Below are 17,811 nucleotides of genomic sequence, written 5' to 3' on the forward strand. Positions count from 1 at the left end.
TAAAAAATGGGATCGGGTTTTTCAATGGGACTATCCGAATTTTCAGTGGTTCAGCGGTGGTTTAACCAACATCTCCTATAACTGCCTGGATTACAATGTAGCTAAGGGCCGGGGCGGTAGAGCTGCGATCGTGGCGGAAAACGGTGAGGGCGAGCCCAGGGTGGTTACATATGCCCAGCTGCTTGACCTTGTGCGCAAATATGCCGCCGCTTTAAGGGGATTAGGAGTTAAAAAAGGGGATAGAGTATGCATTTATATGCCTACGGGGGTGGAATCGATGGCAGCGATGTTGGCTTGCGCTCGCGTCGGTGCCATCCATGTCACTATTTTTGCCGGTTTCTCCTCCCTTGCCGTAGCCGAAAGGGTTAAGATATCCGGGGCAGAGTATATGCTAATTCAAGATCAAGCAAATCGCCGGGGCAAACCGCTCAATCTCAAACAGATTGTGGATGATGGTATAGGATTATGTCCACCGGAACAGATCAAGAAGGTTGTAGTGTTGGTTAAAGGTAATTGCCCGGCAATGGTGGAAGGCCGGGATATTACCTGGGAGGAGTTTCTGGCCGGCGGGGTGGGTCAAAGCTCTGAAGTGGAACAAATGGAGGCCAATGAGCCGCTGTTTTTGCTGCCCACCTCAGGAACAACCGCCAAACCTAAAGTGACGGTGCAAAAGCATGGCGGCTATCAGATCTATGTGTACAGTATGGCGAAATGGGTTTATGATTTACAGGAAAGCGATATCTGGTTTTGTACTTCGGATATCGGCTGGATCGTGGGACATAGCTTTAATGTTTACGGACCTCTTTTATGCGGTGCGACATCGGTAGTGTATGACGGGACTCCCGACTATCCCAATAAGGATATGTGGTGGGATATTGCCGAGCGCAATCAAGCCACAACTTTATGGCTGTCACCGACCGGTGTGCGCGGACTCATGCGCTTAGGCATTGAACACGCCAGAAAACATGATTTGAGTTCGGTTAAAAAGATCTTTTGTGCCGGTGAAGTCTTAAATCCGCCCGCTTGGCAATGGTTGCAGGAAGAAGTATTTGAAAACCGTGTACCGGTGATCGACCATATGTGGCAAACCGAAACTTCCGGCCCCATTTTTGGTAATCCTTATGGTTTAGGCATGATTCCGATCAAACCGGGTTCGGCGGGGATTCCGCTGCCGGGTATCATTGCTCAGGTTGTAGACGAAAAGACCGGTAAACCGACTGCTCCCGGTGAAAAAGGCATTGTGGTTATTAAAAGACCATTCCCGGGTATGGTTTCCACCTTATGGAACGACCCTGAAACATACCGCAGGGAGTACTGGGAACGGCAAAGCGTAACCAAAGGAGCTTATTATTGCGGCGATGCGGCCAGCATTGATGAGGACGGTTATTTGTGGTTTGCCGGTCGTTCCGATGAAGTCATTAAAATTGCCGCCCATAGGATTGGCACAATTGAAGTGGAAAATGCTTTGATTTCCCATCCGGCTGTGGTTGAGACCGGTGTGTCCGGTGTTCCGGATGAGATTAAAGGCGAGGTTGCTTGCGCTTTTGTGGTACTTAAACAGGGCTATGAACCCTGTGAAGCACTGAAAAAGGAATTAATCCTGCATGTCCGAAATACAATGGGCGCCATTGCCGTAATCCGGGATATTGAGTTTGTACGCTCTCTGCCGAAAACCCGTAGCGGCAAGATCATGCGCCGGGTTATGAAAACACTCTGGTTAGACAAAGAATTGGGTGATTTGTCAACAATCGAAGAAGCGGGTTCTATTGATGAAATTCGCGAAGCGATTAATAAAATGCGTCACGAGGCCTAAGTCAAGTTCTGCCGGTAAATAAAAAGGATTTATGATTCCTATTAAGGGGCAATTGCTTACAGATTTGTTTGTAAGTAATTGCCCCCTTTTTTAGGTAGTTGACCACTCAAATAATGGATACGAATAAATAATTTTAAATTGGTACATTAATAGCTATGTAAAGCTATTTTAAGGAGGTAGTCCTATGACAATAATGGATAAAGTAGGAGCCGCTACACGGGCAACTGTTCAAGGTATTGTGGATCGGGAACCGGTAAACTATCTAGAGGGAGGCGGCATTTATGGTATAATTGCTCAAGGCCGCTACAATTTATCCTCTATGGAAATCATGTACAACCATGCTCAGGATCCACAACTGAAAGAACTCATTCAAGAAGGAATGGATAAACTAGTTAAGCCTTTGCTTAAAGAGTGTGAAGGACTTCTGGAGGAAAGTAATGCTGAAGTACCGCGCTTTCACTTCAATAACCACAAATTACATACAACCATAGACATCCCTGATGATGCAAGACTCTCCGATATGGAAGTGGCTGCCGGTGTGGGAACTATGGCTAAAGCTGCCCAATTGAACATCTTAGCAGCAATGCACAGCTCTTATCAATTGCATATTGGTATGATGTTCCGTAGATTCCTTGATGAAGGTCTTGATTGGAACTATCGCCTTCTCCAGCTTATGATTAACCGTGGATGGTTGCCTCACCTCGCAAAAATAACCCATTAGAGAAATTATAACGGAAAAAGCTGACGGTCAATAAGCTTCTTTTGACTGTCGGCTTTTACTTTTAGAATATAAAAAAAGGGAGTAAGGATCTGATTGTGATCCCAACTCCCCAGTAGTTAAGAAAAATAGAAAGGTTTATATCTAATCTTTAATTTTTTCACGACGGGTTAGTCGTTTACCCGGGCGACAAAATTAACTTGGCGCAGGGGGATGCGAACACTTTGACGTAATCCGCAAATGGGTCTGCCTGAATTGGAATAGAGCCGGGCTTGAGTTAAGAGAAGAATTCCTTCTCTAATTCCGGAATAGTTCCCGATCCAGTAGCTTGAATCTACGCCGACTTGTACCCTTGTTCCGAGTTCAACATTAAAGAACAGTGCATTAAACGGCATACAGTATTGACCGAAATACATCATCAGGTCCCCTTTCATTTCTTTTAGCCATGAATATGGCTTCATAAGATAAGAAAGTGGGGAAGATAATGTTTTCTTAATTTAATATATGTACAAGTTATCTATCAGTTACACTGAAAATTAATATATGGGAAAACCTAAATAAAACACGGGAAGGTCTAATTGCCCTTCCCGTGTTTCCCGTTACTGTTCTTCATCGTTATTTTCGTGTTCGGTTTCGTTCATAGGATTTTCAGAGGCTGGTTCTAAAAGTTTATTAAAAAATTCTTGGGCAGACCTATTAGTTCTTTGCACTGATTCCGCTAATCTTTGAGCGGATGCATCTAAATCCTTTTTAATTTCCGCCAGTCTTTTCGCAAAGTTCCCTACAACCCCATTGACACTATCTTCCTGGATCTGAGGTGAGTTTTCTTCCGGGACTTCATTGACAAAGGTTACCATATTAAGTGGAACCCGGGCCACAGGATAATTGTCTCGGATCGGACTTCCGGAGTCTGCAAACAATTGGGCGTTGTTTAGTACAACGATGCCCCTTTCAAATCCGGCAAGGATGCCAACCCAATAGCCTGCATTGACACCGACACGTATTCGTGTACCAATTGTAAAGCCATTAAAGGAGGCGAGTATACTTTGGTTAATGACGTTATTACCGAATAGCATATAGTTCGATCTCCTTTCTCAAAGATCTCTACCCGCATTTATCATTTTTCCTCAAGTTGACATTTCTTAGTTCACAGGAAATTATAGACATGTCCCACCTTCTTTTTACCATGATATGTAAAAAGGGCGATTTTTGTTACGAACAGACGGTATCTATTCGTAAAGAGTAAAATTTACCATGGAATAGGGCAACCTGAAAAGACATAAAGTGTGATAAGAACTCCGCCAGGGGGGCCGGCATATGAAGAAAAGAGGAATTCTGTTACTCATCTTAATCAGTACCGTGTTAATTGGGGGTATCGCGGGAGGCTTATTATGGAAACCCGACCCAACAGAGTTGCTTATACACGGCCTAGACCAATTGAATCAAGCGACCTCTTTTCGCTACACTATGACCCAACATCAAACGGTAGAAGGAAAGGATCGCCTACTCAATCAGATTTTAGGAGAAAAGGACGGTGGGAATACTCGAATCTCAGGGAAGATTACGGGCACGGATGTGGAAATGATCCTTACCGGTGAAGGTTTTTTTATGCAAGACCCACTTACAAAACGGTGGATTCGTTATCCCAGTGTCCCGGCTGCCCATGAAGTCTTTCTGGCGGAGCTCAATCCCATATCATCACTGCAATTTAAAGAGCACGGTGAGGTGGTGCTTCAGGGTCAAGAAAAGCTCAACGATGTGAAGAATTGGGTAATTAAATTCAGCCCCACAATCCAAAACCAGATCATGGAGAGCGGATGGACCGACTTTTCCTACATTGTGTTTATCGGTAAAGGAGATAAACTGATTCACCGGGTGATTATTGAAGCCAAAAGTAAGACGGATAAGCAGTTAATGTCTTTGATGATGGATTTTAAAGACTACGGTGAAAAGATTGATATTGAACTTCCTAAACTATAGGTAAACGGATCAAAAGAAAGGAGCTTTGATAACTTTTCTGAAATAAACAATTCGATTGACATTAGAGGCCTTCCCGGGGCAAAATCGGGGGGCCTCTTTCTAGTGTAGTCATCCTGAGCAAGGGCGAAGAATCTTTTTATAGGTTTCCGTACTTTACTATCAAATATGGCGAAAATGTTCGGGTTTTGTGTGATTTTGTTTGACTATACTAGTATTTTTCTGCTATAATTTTGTTTCTAGAAGGTTATATTTCCGCGGAGGTGTCTTTAGGTGGAGGACAAAATTGGCAAGATTTTATTAAGTTATGAGGAAATCCAAAAGCGCATTACTGAACTGGGTGAAGAACTTACCCGTGACTATAAAGGTAAGAATTTATTAGTTTTGGGGATTCTTAAAGGGGCAGTGCCCTTCATGGCCGATTTGATTCGGGAGGTTAAAATCCCTTTGAAGTATGATTTTATGGCAGTTTCCAGTTATGGTGCGTCCACTCACTCTTCCGGGGTGGTCAGAATTCTTAAGGACCTGGACCGTAGTGTGGAGGATGTACATATATTGATAGTTGAAGATATTATTGATACCGGCCTAACTTTAAAGTATCTAAAAGAGAACCTGGCCGCCCGGAATCCTCTCAGTGTGAAGGTTGTGACTTTGTTGGACAAGCCTGATCGCCGGAAGGTAGAAGTGGTGCCGGATTATAACGGATTTACCATTCCTGATGAATTTGTAGTTGGCTATGGACTTGATTTTGATGAACTGTATCGTAATTTACCCTATGTAGGGGTTCTAAAACCGGAAGCTTATAAAGGTGAAGGTTAAAGTTTGGGATCTGCCCTAGAAAAGATCCTTCGCATATGCTCAGGATGACACGGTGTTTGGTCTCCGTCATACTGAGCGATCAGCGAAGTATCTTGACCCAATATTTTTTCCGTCCCTCGGTAATGCATCTTATGCAGCATAAAAGTCCGGCTTGTGTATCTTGATAGAATTTTGAAAGATTAAAGATTGGGGGTATAGGGATGGCTCAAGAGCTAGTATTAGTTCTGGATTTTGGTGGTCAATACAATCAGCTCATTGCTCGACGTGTCCGGGAAGCCCATGTGTATTCGGAGATGATATCTTATAAGACTCCCGTAGAGGAGATTAAGAAGAGAAACCCCAAAGGAATTATTTTATCTGGGGGACCGGCCAGTGTTAACCAAGCGGGAGCGCCCTTGGTGGATAAGGCTATTTATGAACTGGGCATTCCCGTTTTTGGTATTTGCTATGGCATGCAGCTAATGACCGCCCAATTAGGCGGAAAAGTACATCATCCCGAAGTTCGGGAATACGGCAAAACCATGCTTCATGTAGATCAAGCTAGTGGTTTATGGCAAGGCTTAGGGGGAGAACGTCAATGCTGGATGAGCCACGGAGATTCCGTCATTGAGCTTCCCGAGGGCTTTGTAATTGCCGCTCATACTGAACATACCCCGGTAGCGGCTATGATGGATGAGAAACGCCGTTTTTACGGGGTCCAGTACCATCCCGAGGTTAAGCATACCCCTGACGGACAAACCATGCTGGAGCATTTCTTATTCGATATCTGCGGCTGTCATGGGGACTGGACAATGGAATCCTTTATCGATGCTCAAGTCCAAGCCATCCGGGAAAAAGTAGGAGACCGTCACGTCCTTTGCGCCTTAAGCGGTGGGGTAGATTCTTCCGTAGCGGCGGTGTTGGTTCACAAAGCTATCGGGGATCAACTGACTTGTGTCTTTGTCGATCATGGTTTTATGCGTAAAAATGAACCTGAGCAAGTCAAGAAAATCTTCTCCGAGCAGTTTCATTTGAACCTAGTATTTGTGGATGCACGGGAACGCTTCATGGCTAAGGTCAGCGGCGTCTCCGATCCTGAGTCCAAGCGGATCGCTATTGGCAATGAATTTATTCGTCTTTTTGAGGATGAGGCTCGGAAATTAGGCCAGATTGATTTCTTGGTCCAAGGCACAGTTTATCCGGATATTGTGGAGAGCGGTACCGATACAGCGGAAACCATTAAGAGCCATCACAATGTAGGCGGGCTGCCGGAAGATATGCATTTTGAACTGATTGAGCCTCTGCGTGCGCTCTTTAAGGATGAAGTTCGGGAAGTAGGAGCTGAATTAGGAATCCCCGCTGAGATCGTCTGGCGGCAGCCTTTCCCGGGACCGGGACTGGCTATCCGTATCATTGGCGAAATAACAAAAGAAAAACTGGATATTCTCCGGGAAGCTGATGCCATTATCGTGGAAGAAATCCGCAACGCGGGGCTGTACAAAGAAATTTGGCAATCCTTTGCCGTGCTTCCCTCTATCCGTAGTGTAGGCGTCATGGGGGATGGCCGAACCTATGCTTATCCCATTGTGGTCCGGGCTGTCACCAGTGAGGACGCTATGACGGCAGATTGGGCAAGGCTGCCTTATGAGCTTTTGGAGAGAATATCCACACGAATTGTCAATGAAGTGCAGGGCGTCAACCGCGTCGTCTATGATATCACCTCGAAGCCTCCTGGCACGATTGAGTGGGAATAATACGAATAAACAAACGGCCAGATTTGGTAAAACCAAGTCTTGGCCGTTTACTTTTGCTCTAAAGGTGTTGTTCACTTATTGGTGCTGTGTTGTTTATTGGGCAGTTTCCGGTCAGGGTTGCCTTTGCCTTGATGCTTTTGGTTCTCTTCAGCCTTCTTCTTGTCCTCATTAAATTTTTCTACAAAGTCCATGGTTACCCTCCTTGTTGCGTAATCGCTATTACTTTAACCACGAACTTCTAAAAACATTCTTTCTAATAACTTCTATATCTTTAGTCAAAAATTCTTTAGTCTACAAAGATCTTCTTTAACAGACTATCGGTAACCACGCCACTCCCGCCGATTACTTGCACTTTTTGTTCCCCTAAGCCCTTAGGGATCAAATAAGATTTGGCTGTAGCGATTCCGTCATTCCCGGTTAAGATAATCGGGGATTTCATCTGAGCCGCTATGATAGAGCCGGAGAGGGCATCAGGGTAGTTTACCCCGGTAGCTAGGTAGGCGATACTGTCATTAAGTGTTGAGCTAAATTCGTTTAATATAGCTAAATTAGTTTCATAACGATTGTTTCCTTCCAGGCGCTTAGCGTGAGGGATTTGGTTAAAAACACTATTGCTGACGACACCTGTTCCTCCCACCACATAGGCCATGGTCAGATCCCGACTTTCGATAAACCTTGATAATCCTTCCGGTAATCTGTTCATAGGGGTAAGCAAAATGGGGATTTCTTTACTTGCAGCCACTGCGGCAGCGGAGAGAGCATCGGGAAAATTCTCTCCGGTGCAGATAAAAGCTTCACTGAAATCCCCCAGCTCTTTGGCGATAGCCAGGGAGGTTTCATAACGGGAAGCGCCTTCAATTCGGCGTACATTCATTTCTTTGGCTTTCAGGGAGTTCTCTATTCCTTGGGATACTGCGCCGGTGCCGCCAATAATGATAATATTTTTTGCTCCTAAACGTGAGATTTCTGCTTCGATGGCAGGATTAAGGGCTTGGGTAGGAGCCAACAAGATTGGAGCGTTGTATTTTTTTGCTAGAGGAGCAGCGGATAGAGCATCGGGAAAATTCTCACCGGTAACGAGAAAAGCGTAGGAAGATCCATTGGGGAAACCAGCTTGGGATATGGCTGCAGAAGTTTGGTAGCGGTCATCGCCGGCAATACGTTTGCCGTGAAAAATATAGGTGAGAGAAGTTTCAGGGTTATTCAAATCAATGGGGATTTCACTGGAAACTGCATTACCCGAGCTATCCATAACAATAAGTTTAACTAGGATATTATCAATATTATCGCCACGCAGCTGTTTTCTATTGAGAGCTGAAGTATAGGTGCCACCTTTGTTGGTGGGATTCATTAGGTAGATGATCTGACTGTTTTCCGCAGGAGAGGGTATACCTACGATGCTATAGTTCAAAGGTTCACCGGAATCATCTTCGCATTTTTCCCACTTAAAAATCAACTCGTCATTAGTTACTCCTGTAAATTGAAGGAAAGGTTTAGAAGGGGCTTTGTGGTCGGTTTTTCCTTTTTGGCCGGAGAGTTTTACAAAATACTCGTAGAGTCCAGGCACATCCCATGCAAGGGGAATTTGAGCATTTTCTTGGGGATTAAATTGAAAGGTTTTGATTTGGGCTAAGGTTGGGCTGCCAAAAAGCTGAGCATAATCCTCAGCGGCAATTTCGGAGATAGACCAACTATGATCACCTTTTTCTAATTGCTCATATTGTTTGAGATTGCGGATAGCGGTGTATTCAGAGGAGAGGAAGTTATTAGTGATCTCGTCTTTTTTGTTAAGGTAATAGTAGATAAAATGATGTCCATATTCATGAGCAAGGGTAACTAAGATATGTGGGTTATCATCGCTCACTCCAAAAAGGTCGATATAACGACCGGGAGTGAGCTTTTTGTTAGCCCATTCTCCATGCCACATCCCAGCGGTATTGATCCCTTTTGAATAGTCCGGATAAAGATTAATATGGGAAAGATATTTTACTTCTTCACCCATGGTGTTTTTTGCGAATTCCTCGTAAATCCATTTGAGTTTGTCTAAGCCGTAATCCGGAACATAACTGCGGATCTCTACGCCATTTTCCCCTTTATAGGTAAGAAGTGGAGTGCTTTGGTTAGCGACCACGATATTTCCACTGAATAAGATAAATACCAAGGTAAAGGTGGTAATAAGTGAAATCATTCTTTTCAAGCAGATCGCCCCCTTATCAGTATATTCGTTATGTATTTCACAACTCCTTTTTCTCTAAAACATTAAACCTATACGAGATATGACTAGGTTTGGCAGGGGGGACATTCATCATTAAGCGTGAAGTTTTTAGCAAGGTTAAATTTCAATCTCTAATCTTAGGTGAAGATGTAAAGTTTATGGAGGCTGTCACTTATGTTAGGAGACTGCCTAGTATGATCATTGGCTGAAACAAATCGAACATTAACCAAATAAAATTAAAAAATGTTCGAAAAACTATTGACCATTATGGTGGGGAAAGCTACAATGATTCTAAGGGTTTCAGTATGAGGGAAGATTTTATTACATCTTAATATTGCGTTCATATAATCGCGGAGATAGGGTCCGCAAGTTTCTACCGGGCTACCGTAAATGGCCTGACTATGAGCGAAAGTGTGCCTAGGGTATTTTCCCGAGCGGCACAGGTCTGATGGTTGTTGACCGTTGGATTACACCGAAGGGACAAAAACCCAGGCGGGAAGGTTTCACTCTTTTTCTTAAGTGGAATTCTGCCCGTCTGAGCTTTTTTATTTATATAGGCAAGTATATGAGGGTAAAGAGGTATAAAAATTATGCTATAGGGAGGTAACCATGTTAGAGCAAGCTGTTAAGCGGATTTATGTGGAGAAGAAGCCTGGTTTTAATATCGAAGCCCAAGGGCTATGGCAAGATATCCGAGAGAATCTTGGCATCAAGGGTTTAGAGGATTTAAGGATTATCAATCGTTATGATATCGCCGGAATTACTTCAGAGGAATATGCTCAATCCAGGAATATTATCTTTGCAGAACCTACTGTGGACTTAATTTATGATGAACAGCTAGAGATTTCTTCCTCAGAGCGTGTGTTTGCCATGGAATATCTTCCCGGTCAATATGACCAGCGAGCTGATTCCGCTGCACAATGTATGCAGATATTTACTCAGAAAGAACGTCCCCAGGTACTTTCGGCTAAAGTGATTGTTCTCAAGGGTGAAATCACCGACCAAGAATTCAAGATGATCAAAAATTACTGTATTAACCCTGTGGAATCGCGGGAAGCCGGCTTGGAAAAACCGGCAAGCCTGGACTTAAAAATAGAGGCACCGGGGGATGTGGAAGTTATCGAAGGCTTCATCCGGATGACCGATACGGAACTGGAGAGCTTTTATCAGGGGGCAGGGTTGGCTATGAGCCTCGAGGACTTAGCCTTCTGTCAAGGTTATTTCCGGGATGAAGAAAAGCGTGACCCTACGATTACGGAGATTCGCGTTATCGATACCTACTGGTCCGATCATTGTCGTCACACCACTTTCTTTACCCAGCTGCAAAATATCGCCATTGAGGAAGGAGCTTACAGCTCCCCCCTTAATAAGGCTTATGAAGAATATCTTGCCTCCCGTGAGCTTGTCTATGGTGATAAGGCTCAAGAGCGAGATGTTTGTTTAATGGATTTGGCCGTAATTGGTATGAAGGAGCTAAAGAAAAAGGGGCTCCTTAAGGATCTGGATGAATCGGATGAAATCAATGCCTGCAGTATTGTGGTGGATGTTGATGTGGACGGCAAAATCGAGGAATGGCTTGTAATGTTTAAGAATGAAACCCATAACCATCCCACCGAGATCGAGCCCTTTGGGGGAGCGGCTACCTGCTTGGGCGGAGCCATCCGCGATCCCTTGTCCGGTCGGACTTATGTTTATCAGGCCATGAGGGTGACCGGAAGCGGAGATCCCCGGGCGAAAGTGGAAGAGACTCTGCCGGGAAAACTCCCGCAACGTAAGATTACTACCGGGGCGGCCGCCGGTTATAGCTCCTATGGTAACCAAATCGGCTTAGCTACAGGGCAAGTTGCCGAAGTTTATGATGAAGATTTTATTGCCAAACGAATGGAGATTGGAGCAGTCATTGCGGCAGCCCCGCGGAAAAACATTTTTCGTCAAGCCCCGGCACCGGGAGATGTGGTGGTTTTAGTCGGAGGCAGAACCGGCCGGGATGGCTGTGGAGGTGCTACAGGTTCTTCTAAGGAGCATACCACCGAATCATTGACTAGTTGTGGGGCGGAAGTACAAAAAGGTAATCCTCCCACTGAGAGAAAAATCCAACGCTTATTCAGAAATCCTAAGGTTAGCACCATGATTAAAAAATGTAATGACTTTGGAGCAGGGGGAGTATCGGTAGCCATTGGCGAGTTGACCGATGGCTTAGAGATTAACCTGGACGCAGTTCCCAAAAAGTATGAAGGCCTAGATGGTACGGAGTTGGCAATATCTGAATCTCAAGAGCGGATGGCGGTAGTGATAACCGCCGAAAACCTCGAAGCCTTTATCCAATATGCAGATGCCGAAAATCTTGAAGCTACTTTAGTGGCTAAGGTCAGTGAGGTTCCCCGCTTAAATATGACTTGGCGCGGCAAGACGATTGTAGATATTAGCCGTAACTTCTTAAATACCAATGGGGTAAAGCAAAGGGCCAATGTACTGGTAAAGCTTCCGGAAGATAATCAGAACTACTTTAAGCAACTCCCCCGGGCTGTCGGAAGCAACGTTCCTTTGACGGAGGCCTGGCTGGCTAATCTGCAAGATCTCAATGTCTGCAGCCAAAAGGGTTTAGTGGAACGCTTTGATAGCACTATCGGTGCCAATACTGTATTGATGCCCTTTGGTGGAAAATATCAAGAGACTCCTGCCGAGGGAATGGTTGCGAAGATTCCTCTGGAGTCCGGGGAAACTCATACAGCTACCGCCATGACTTACGGCTATAATCCTCAACTGGCAAAATGGAGTCCTTTCCACGGGGCCTTATACTCAGTAGTGGAAGCCGTTACCAAAATGGTAGCCCTAGGGGGAGATTATCAAAAAGTTCGTTTGACCCTCCAAGAGTATTTTGAAAAACTCGGGAAAGATCCGGAGAAATGGGGGAAACCCTTCAGTGCCTTGCTAGGGGCACTTTACGCCCAAAAACAATTTGGAATTCCGGCCATTGGTGGAAAGGACAGCATGTCCGGAACCTTTATGGACTTAAACGTCCCACCTACTTTGGTAACCTTTGCCGTAGGTATTTTAAAAACCGATCAGGTGATATCCCAGGAATTTAAGGTGGCGGGCAGCCAAGTAGTTTTAGTACCTTCTTGTCGGGATGAAAATGAACTTTTAGACTTTGAACATTTAATCGATAATTTTAATAAAATTCATGCCCTTATGCAATCCGGGAAGGTGCATGCTTCTCATACCGTAAGAATGGGTGGGCTGGCGGCTGCTGTTAGCAAAATGGCTTTTGGCAATCAGATCGGAATGAAATTCTCGGCTACTCTGACTAAGGAAGACTTATTCCGAACGGATTATGGTTCGGTTATTTTAGAAATTCCTGGGTCGGTAGACCTTAAGGATGTTTTTGGGGAAGATAACTATAAGAATTTAGGCATTACCCAGGCAAAACCGGCTATCGAGGTTAACGGAGTCGAGATTCCTTTGGCAGATGCTCTGGCAGCTTGGAAAAAGCCCCTGGAAAAAATCTTTCCCACCAAATCGACTGAAACGACTCGGACAGAGCCTCAACTCATATCCTTTGCAAAACGCAACCTACAAAGTCCTTCTGCAAAGATTGCTAAACCTCGCGTATTTATCCCGGTTTTCCCGGGAACCAATTGCGAATATGATTCCACAAAGGCTTTTGAGAAGGCGGGAGCAGTGGTAAAAACTTTAGTCATTCGCAACTTAACCCCTGAGCATGTGGATGAGTCCATCCAAGGAATTGTTAGAGAAATAGAACGTTCGCAGATCGTTATGCTTCCCGGTGGCTTTAGTGCGGGGGACGAGCCCGATGGTTCGGGAAAATTCATTGCTACCATGTTCCGCAATCCCCGTATCAAAGAAGCAATAACGAAATTGCTCACCCAAAGAGACGGACTAATGTTGGGCATCTGCAATGGCTTTCAAGCACTTATCAAACTCGGTTTAGTTCCTTATGGTGAAATTATCGATTTGGCAGAGGATTCCCCGACCTTAACCTATAACAAAATCGGACGCCATGTCTCCTGTATGGTGCAGACCAAAGTAGTTTCTACTTTATCCCCCTGGTTTAGCGGCATGAAACCGGGAGATATTCATACCATTCCCGTTTCGCATGGGGAAGGACGTTTTGTTGCCAACACTGCCACCATTCAGAAGCTTATAGAAAGGGGTCAGGTAGCAACCCAATATGTGGACATGGAAGGCAATCCCAGTAATGATATCCCCTTTAACCCCAACGGCTCCTATGAAGCCATCGAAGGGATCACCAGTCCGGATGGCCGGGTCCTTGGCAAGATGGGGCATTCGGAGCGTGTGGGTGAAGGTGTGGCTATCAATATACACGGTAATAAATATCAGCCGATCTTCGAAGGCGGCGTGAATTACTTCAGAGGATAAGAATGGAGGAAGAAGGTATGAATCAAGTCGGTATCGTCATGGGCAGTGACTCAGATTTTAACGTAATGGAAGATGCGATCAAAGTCCTAAAAGAATTCGGAGTAACCTGTGAAGTAAAGGTATCCTCAGCTCATCGGACTTTGGAAAGGACCTTGAACTGGGTCAAGGAATTCGAGGGACAAGGAGGTAAAGTGATCATTGCCGGTGCGGGAATGGCTGCCCATCTCCCCGGTGTAGTAGCCGGAGCCACTACTTTGCCGGTCATCGGAGTCCCTATTCGCAGTGGTGCTTTGGAGGGAGTGGATGCTCTGTACGCCATTGTTCAGATGCCACCAGGCATTCCTGTAGCCACTGTTGGCATTAACGGAGCTAAAAATGCCGGGCTTTTAGCTGTTCAAATGCTGGCCAATGTAGATGAAAACCTCAAAGAGGCTCTAAAAAATTACCGGGTTAAGATGGCTCAGGGGGTAGAGGAAAAGGATAAGGCTCTACAGGAAAGACTCCTGAAATAAGTCCGTTAGGACAAAGTCGTTGGGTAAAAATGTGTAATTTGAGGAGGGTATCGCGTTGAGAGAACCCTGGGATGATAAACCAAAAGAAGAGTGTGGAGTATTCGGCATCTATGCCCCTGGGCAAGAGGTTGTTCGTTTAACCTATTACAGCCTCTATGCCTTACAGCATCGAGGACAGGAAAGTGCGGGAATTGCCGTCTCCGATGGGCACAATATTCAAGTTCATAAAGGAATGGGCTTGGTCAGTGAAGTTTTTTCGGAAAGAGCTCTCCGGGAACTGGAGATTACTGGGAAGATGGCCATTGGACATGTGCGTTATTCGACCACAGGTTCCAGTATGCTGGCCAATGCCCAACCCCTTGTGGTTCATTACCAAAAGGGAATGATGGCCCTTGCTCATAATGGAAGCTTAACCAATGCCTGTGAATTGAGGGAGGAACTGTCTAAAGATGGGGCGGTCTTTCAGACTACAGTGGATACGGAAGTGATTGTCCAGTTGATTGCCCGCTACCATCGTGGCAGCTTAGAAGATGCCATCATCAAAACTATGTTGGATTTGCGGGGAGCTTATGCCCTTGTGATAGCAGCCGAAAATAAAATTCTCGGTGTTCGCGATCCTTATGGAGTTCGCCCCTTATGTATTGGCCGGCTGGAAGGACGGTATTGCTTAGCCTCCGAAAGCTGCGCTTTGGATACCATCGGAGCGGAATTTGTGCGAGATGTGCTTCCAGGGGAGATAATTACTATTGATGAGGATGGGCTCCATTCACGGCAAGGTCTCCCGGCACAGAAGTCAGCAGTCTGTAGCTTTGAGTACATTTATTTCGCTCGCCCGGACAGTACCATTGATTGCTTGAATGTGACGGAAAGCCGCCGGAGAATGGGTGCCGAATTAGCACGGGAATATCCTATTCCTGCGGATATAGTGATCCCGGTTCCCGATTCGGGAATGACTGCGGCCCTTGGTTATGCTGAGGAATCCGGTATTACCTTTGCCCAAGGGTTACTAAAAAACCGTTATGTAGGCAGAACTTTTATCCAACCTACCCAAGAGATGCGGGAAATTGCGGTTAGACTTAAGCTTAATGCTAATGCTCAAGTGATCAAGGGCAAACGTGTTATTATGATCGACGATTCTATCGTACGTGGTACCACTAGCTCGCGGATTGTGGAAACCTTGAGAAAAGCAGGGGCCAAAGAAGTCCATCTTCTTATCTGCTCACCTCCGGTTCTATTTCCTTGCTATTATGGCATCGATACAGCTGAACGGGAAATGTTAATCGCGACTAATCTTGATCTGGAAGGGATTCGCGAATATGTGGGAGCGGATTCTCTCCACTATTTATCTAAAGAAGGACTCTCCAGAGCATTAGGGGATTTATCCGTCTGTTTGGCCTGCTTTAATGGGGTTTACCCGGCAGGAATTCCCGCGGGAACCAAAAAGAAATAAGGAATCAGAAATCAGACCTTCATGCTGTATGAGCAGCGTCACTGAAGGATGAAAAAAATATTGGGTCAAGATACTTCACTGCGTTTAGTATGACAAGTGCTGTGTCATCCTGAGCATGAGTGAAGGATCTTTTTCTAGGGTAGAAAGGTGGATCAATAATGGGATATTCATATCGGCAGGCCGGAGTGGATATAGATGCAGGTAATCAAGCTGTAGAGCTAATGAAGCCGGCAGTAAAACGGACAATTCGTCCCGAGGTTATGGGTGGTTTGGGCGGCTTTGGGGGGCTTTTCGCTTTAGATCTTAAAAAATATCCGGAGCCGATTTTGGTTTCCGGCACTGACGGAGTCGGCACTAAGCTTAAGTTGGCTTTTCAGATGAATCGCCATGATACCATTGGTCAAGATGCGGTAGCCATGTGTGTTAACGATATTTTAGTTCAGGGTGCGGAGCCCTTGTTTTTTCTTGATTACTTAGCAGTGGGCAAACTGGTTCCGGAGCGGGTGGCCGAAGTGGTTGGCGGAATTGCCAAGGGATGTGAGCTTGCAGGCTGTGCTCTAATCGGGGGAGAGACCGCCGAAATGCCCGGCTTTTACGCGGAAGGAGAATACGATATTGCCGGTTTTGCAGTAGGAGCTGTGAATCGGCCGGATCTTATTGATGGTTCAAAAATTCAAGAAGGCGATGCTTTGATCGGTCTCCCATCTTCCGGTTTTCACAGTAACGGCTACTCTCTTGTTCGCAAAGTCTTTACTCCTGACCTTTGGGAAAAAGTCTATCCTGAGCTTGAGGAATCCCTGGGGGATGCACTCATTCGTCCGACCCGAATTTACGTAAAAAGTGTTCTGCCCCTCCTGGAAAGTCACAAAGTTCTCGGTATGGCTCATATTACCGGGGGAGGCCTTACGGAAAACTTACCTCGGATTCTTCCCGAGGGGTTAGGTATAAAGATCAATCGTGAGGCTTGGCAGGTTCCGGCAGTCTTCACCCTTTTACAAAAGCTGGGGGAAATAGAGGAAGCTGAGATGTTCCGTACCTTTAATATGGGGATCGGCTTTGCTTTGATTGTTCGCCCTGAGGATGTGCGTGAGATCCAAGCACAACTTAGGGAAGCCGGGGAGGAAAGTTTTGTCTTTGGCATTGTTCAAGGACAAAGCAAAGGAGTGAGTTACCTTTGATGCGGGTCGGGGTACTAGCTTCGGGACGAGGAAGCAACCTGCAAGCCTTGATCGATACCTGGAAAATAGGCAATTTAGGTGGAGAGCTGGTAGCCGTTGGTTCTGACCATGAGGAGGCTTTTGCTTTGCAAAGGGCCCGTGAGGCGGGGATACCCAATCAAGCTTTTCCTCTGAGTGCTTATTCTTCACGTGAGGAACAAGAACAGGCAATATTATCCTGGCTGCAAGTGCAAAAGGTGGAGCTTTTGGTTTTAGCCGGATTTATGCGGGTTCTAAGCAAAGAATTTCTTCAGGCTCTACAAATCCCCGTATTAAATATTCATCCTTCTCTTTTACCATCTTTTCAAGGGCTGCACGCTCAAAGGCAAGCCCTTGCTTATGGAGTCAAGGTTTCCGGCTGTACGGTTCATTTTGTGGATGAGGGACTGGATAGCGGCCCTATCATTCTCCAAGAGGCAGTCCCGGTATTGGCGGAAGATACGGAAGATTCTTTAGCAGCTCGTATCTTGGAAGTTGAGCATCGAATTTATCCGGAAGCGGTACGCTTAGTAGCTAGCGGAAGGGTTAAACGCTGTGGTCGAATAGTGGAGAGGTGTGGGGAGTAAAAAACTTTAAGGGGGCTTTTACATGAAGCGGAGAGCGTTGCTTAGTGTCTCCAACAAAACAGGACTGGTAGAATTTGCCCGGGGGCTTGCGGACCTGGGCTTTGAATTGGTTTCCACAGGGGGAACCTTTAAGACCTTGACTGAGGCCGGTTTGCCTGTTCGTTATGTCACGGAAATCACAGGATTTCCGGAGATATTGGATGGTCGGGTGAAGACTTTGCACCCGATGATCCACGGCGGAATCCTCGCCCGCGGCACCAAAGTGCATTTGCAGCAGCTTGAGGAAAATGGCATCGGTCTAATCGAACTTGTGGTAGTCAATCTTTATCCTTTCAAAGAGACTATTGCCAAACCAGGGGTAGAGTTTGCAGAAGCTATTGAAAACATTGA

At 45.6% G+C, this 17,811-nt stretch carries 14 protein-coding genes, 1 pseudogene and 1 riboswitch; of the genes and pseudogenes, 11 read left to right on the forward strand and 4 right to left on the reverse strand.

Annotated features, from left to right (window positions below; all coding sequences use genetic code 11):
- Together AC1U9U_RS09985 and AC1U9U_RS09990 are read left to right on the forward strand one after the other, a co-directional pair.
- Positions 1–1,813: acetate--CoA ligase (locus AC1U9U_RS09985; protein ID WP_479960417.1), on the forward strand; the 1,813-nt coding region annotated here is incomplete at its 5' end.
- 184 nt (positions 1,814–1,997) lie between these two features.
- Positions 1,998–2,534: a DUF3231 family protein gene (locus AC1U9U_RS09990; RefSeq protein ID WP_479960418.1), complete on the forward strand. Its 537-nt coding sequence runs from the start codon at positions 1,998–2,000 to the stop codon at positions 2,532–2,534.
- A gap of 167 nt (positions 2,535–2,701) precedes the next feature.
- On the opposite strand, the gene AC1U9U_RS09995 is transcribed toward AC1U9U_RS09990, so the two are convergent.
- Together AC1U9U_RS09995 and AC1U9U_RS10000 are read right to left on the reverse strand one after the other, a co-directional pair.
- Positions 2,702–2,992 carry a hypothetical protein gene (locus tag AC1U9U_RS09995; protein ID WP_479960419.1) on the reverse strand — a complete coding sequence of 97 codons (291 nt, stop codon included), beginning with the start codon at positions 2,990–2,992 and terminating at the stop codon, positions 2,702–2,704.
- A gap of 138 nt (positions 2,993–3,130) precedes the next feature.
- A complete protein-coding gene (locus AC1U9U_RS10000; protein WP_479960420.1) occupies positions 3,131–3,607 on the reverse strand; it encodes a hypothetical protein in 477 nt (158 codons plus the stop codon).
- A 241-nt stretch (positions 3,608–3,848) separates the two neighbouring features.
- On the opposite strand from AC1U9U_RS10000, the gene AC1U9U_RS10005 reads away from it, so the two are divergent.
- From AC1U9U_RS10005 to guaA, 3 genes are all read left to right on the forward strand, one after another.
- Positions 3,849–4,511 (forward strand): LolA family protein, encoded by a 663-nt coding sequence (locus AC1U9U_RS10005; protein ID WP_479960421.1) that lies wholly within the window; start codon positions 3,849–3,851, stop codon positions 4,509–4,511.
- Positions 4,512–4,781: 270 nt separating this feature from the next.
- The gene (hpt, locus tag AC1U9U_RS10010; RefSeq protein ID WP_479960422.1) at positions 4,782–5,327 is read left to right on the forward strand and encodes a hypoxanthine phosphoribosyltransferase; all 546 of its coding nucleotides are present in this window, start codon (positions 4,782–4,784) and stop codon (positions 5,325–5,327) included.
- Between the two features lie 200 nt (positions 5,328–5,527).
- Positions 5,528–7,060 (forward strand): glutamine-hydrolyzing GMP synthase, encoded by a 1,533-nt coding sequence (gene guaA, locus AC1U9U_RS10015; RefSeq protein WP_479960423.1) that lies wholly within the window; start codon positions 5,528–5,530, stop codon positions 7,058–7,060.
- Positions 7,061–7,131: 71 nt separating this feature from the next.
- Here the strand turns inward: guaA and AC1U9U_RS10020 are convergent, their stop codons facing one another.
- Both AC1U9U_RS10020 and AC1U9U_RS10025 read right to left on the reverse strand, forming a co-directional pair.
- Entirely contained in the window at positions 7,132–7,251 is a 120-nt protein-coding gene (locus tag AC1U9U_RS10020) for a DUF4023 family protein (protein ID WP_479960424.1), read from the reverse strand.
- A gap of 95 nt (positions 7,252–7,346) precedes the next feature.
- Positions 7,347–9,248, reverse strand: a complete 1,902-nt coding sequence (locus AC1U9U_RS10025; RefSeq protein ID WP_479960429.1) for a cell wall-binding repeat-containing protein — start codon at positions 9,246–9,248, stop codon at positions 7,347–7,349.
- A 347-nt stretch (positions 9,249–9,595) separates the two neighbouring features.
- Positions 9,596–9,697, forward strand: a riboswitch (purine riboswitch).
- Positions 9,698–9,884: 187 nt separating this feature from the next.
- On the opposite strand from AC1U9U_RS10025, the gene AC1U9U_RS10030 reads away from it, so the two are divergent.
- From AC1U9U_RS10030 to purH, 6 genes and pseudogenes are all read left to right on the forward strand, one after another.
- Positions 9,885–13,676: a phosphoribosylformylglycinamidine synthase gene (locus tag AC1U9U_RS10030; protein WP_479960425.1), complete on the forward strand. Its 3,792-nt coding sequence runs from the start codon at positions 9,885–9,887 to the stop codon at positions 13,674–13,676.
- Positions 13,677–13,693: 17 nt separating this feature from the next.
- Positions 13,694–14,188 carry a 5-(carboxyamino)imidazole ribonucleotide mutase gene (purE, locus tag AC1U9U_RS10035; RefSeq protein WP_479960426.1) on the forward strand — a complete coding sequence of 165 codons (495 nt, stop codon included), beginning with the start codon at positions 13,694–13,696 and terminating at the stop codon, positions 14,186–14,188.
- Between the two features lie 55 nt (positions 14,189–14,243).
- Positions 14,244–15,638 carry an amidophosphoribosyltransferase gene (gene purF / locus AC1U9U_RS10040; RefSeq protein ID WP_479960427.1) on the forward strand — a complete coding sequence of 465 codons (1,395 nt, stop codon included), beginning with the start codon at positions 14,244–14,246 and terminating at the stop codon, positions 15,636–15,638.
- A gap of 158 nt (positions 15,639–15,796) precedes the next feature.
- On the forward strand, positions 15,797–16,816 hold the full coding sequence (gene purM / locus AC1U9U_RS10045) for a phosphoribosylformylglycinamidine cyclo-ligase (RefSeq protein ID WP_479960428.1): 1,020 nt from the start codon (positions 15,797–15,799) through the stop codon (positions 16,814–16,816).
- A complete protein-coding gene (gene purN, locus AC1U9U_RS10050) occupies positions 16,816–17,421 on the forward strand; it encodes a phosphoribosylglycinamide formyltransferase (RefSeq protein WP_479960430.1) in 606 nt (201 codons plus the stop codon). Before purM ends, purN begins: the two co-directional genes overlap by 1 nt.
- Before the next feature lie 22 nt (positions 17,422–17,443).
- Positions 17,444–17,811 (forward strand): annotated as a pseudogene (gene purH / locus AC1U9U_RS10055) (bifunctional phosphoribosylaminoimidazolecarboxamide formyltransferase/IMP cyclohydrolase); the annotation flags it as partial.

The organism is Desulfitobacterium sp., from assembly GCF_982384815.1.